General features: G+C 44.4%; 1 protein-coding gene. It reads right to left on the reverse strand.

From position 1 onward, the window contains the following. The coding region (locus R7O13_RS29605; RefSeq protein WP_412125750.1) for a glutathione peroxidase at positions 1–541 on the reverse strand (541 nt) is incomplete at its 3' end. Positions 542–561 lie beyond the last annotated feature (20 nt).

Genomic DNA, 561 nt, shown 5'->3' on the forward strand with positions numbered 1-561 from the left:
GTTGTTGCTCAATCATATTAGTAAGCGTAGTACTCGTCGGAGAGGTTGAGCTTGGAAATGTGGCGATGACTTTGCCTTCTTTACTGATGAGAAACTTGTAAAAGTTCCACTTCGGAGTCACACCGGCTTGAGTGCTGATTTCAGAAAAGACAGGGTTGGCATCGTTACCCAGTACGGAGCTGCGAGCCATCATAGGGAACGTCACGCCGTAGTCGAGATAGCAGATCTTTGCGGTATTTTCTTCGCTTCCTTTGTCTTGTCGAAAATCGTTACTGGGAAAACCGATGACTGCAAAGTTTTTATCTTTGTAAGTTTGGTATAGCGTTTCTAGTTGCTCATATTGAGGTGTAAAACCGCATTGGCTGGCAGTGTTTACGACGAGCAATGTTTTCCCTTTGAATACTTCACAAAGCTCAATTTCTTCTGTTGAATTTAACATGCGCTGTTTGCCTTGCAGAATGTCGGGGCACTCAGACGCAAGAGCAAACGAACCCATGGAGATAAAGCCAAGGTACGCGGCGAGTTTCAGTAATCCTTTCATGATGTCGTTCCTTTTGTTTT

The organism is Vibrio sp. Y176 (assembly GCF_033438945.1).